2 protein-coding genes are annotated in these 1614 nt (G+C 41.3%); both read right to left on the bottom strand.

Annotated elements, in window-relative coordinates:
• Positions 1 to 491, bottom strand: a 491-nt coding sequence (locus HC725_RS16500; protein WP_190332947.1) for an Ig-like domain-containing protein, incomplete at its 3' end; no start/stop codon positions are given.
• Positions 492 to 502: 11 nt separating this feature from the next.
• Positions 503 to 1614: OmpA family protein (locus HC725_RS16505; protein WP_274601412.1), on the bottom strand; the 1112-nt coding region annotated here is incomplete at its 5' end.

Raw genomic sequence — 1614 nt, forward strand, 5'->3', positions numbered from 1 at the left:
ATATCGTTTGTAGCACTACCGCCAATGCTGTCTAAGTAGGCCACTGATGGTGAATTGGTAAACAACTTACCGCTACCCGTATCAAAGATATCAATACATGTGCCAGCAAGACTACTACACACATTCACATTCACCGTATTGCTGGTGATACCATCTTTACTGGCAGTGAGTTCAGTTGCACCTTTCGTGTTACCCGTTACTAAACCAGAAACGGATATGCTCGCGATTGTTGGGTCTCCAACAATCTCCCACGTTACCGAATCACTGACGTCTCTCTCGGCTCCATCATCGTATTTAGCCACCGCGACCAACTGTTGTGTGCGACCTTCTAAGACCGAAATTGGTGAGGGGGTCACCGTAATTTCAATCACTGTCGCATCTATTGGTGGCTGAGGTTGAGAACTGAAAGCGCCTTCTGAATTACAACCAGTTAATAACGTTAGTAGTGGAAAAACCACTATTGCAAATAGAGATTTAAAATATTTATTCATAGTAATACAACCTATTCTTGAAACTGGAAGCTAGTGATGGTGATTTCAACTCGGCGATTTGCAGCTCGTCCTTCTGCAGTATTGTTATCTGCAACAGGTTGAGACTCACCTTCACCTCTCCACTCAAGTTGTGTCTGTGTGACACCCAATTCAATCAGTTTATTGACGACCGCTTGAGCACGATGCTCAGAAAGGTTTTGATTGTAGAGTGCTGAGCCTGTTGAGTCAGTGTGCCCAACAACTTTAGCCTGAGCTTGTGGGTAAGAATTTAATACTGAAGAGATCTCTGTTAATTGGTCAATAAACTCTTGGCTAGGTTCGACTGAATCAAAACCAAACAATCCATCTGTAGTTTTTGGTGAAAAGGCCTGTGTTTGAGGAGGTGCTTTTACAGTGGCAGTCTCTTTAACGGGAGTATCTTCAATAATAGACGTTGGCGCTGTTTCGACTAACGCTGGTTGAGTTGTACTGCCAAACGTATAGGTTAGACTGACCAACAATCCATGGCTATCATACTTACCCGTATTTGACTTACCAATACTGTCAATGTATTGATAGCCCGTTGATAATCGGACGTTAGGGTTAAAGTGATAGTTAATCCCTACCTCACCGAGAGGAGAAAAACCTGTCGCATCGCTCTTACTTGAAGATAGTTGCGTTTTTTCCATGTCCCAATAAGCAGCACCAATTCGACCATATAAACTTAGGTTATTTTGTAGGTACCAATCGTAACGAAGAGCACTTTCAATCAACCAAGTTTTAACATTAACCGAGGTGGCGTCCGCCTTTAGTTCATCGTGATATTGATAACCTAAATCCCAACTCCAAGAGGGAGTAAACTGTAACCCGCCATAGAGACCTAAAATTGTGCCCTCTGGATTTGAATGATTGTAATTGTCGTCTAAGGCCCATTGATACCCCCCCTTTACGCCAACAAAAAACTGAGGTGATTCCGTCGCTGCCAGTACTGGAATACTGAAAAAACTAGTAAGTAATATTATTTTTTTCATAACTTTCATATAGATAGATAGATAGATAGATAGATAGATAGATAGATAGATAGATAGATAGATAGATAGATAGATAGATAGATAGATAGATAGATAGATAGATAGATAGATAG

This window comes from Vibrio sp. S17_S38 (genome assembly GCF_014694375.1).
In the GTDB taxonomy this organism is placed as follows: Bacteria; Pseudomonadota; Gammaproteobacteria; order Enterobacterales; family Vibrionaceae; genus Vibrio.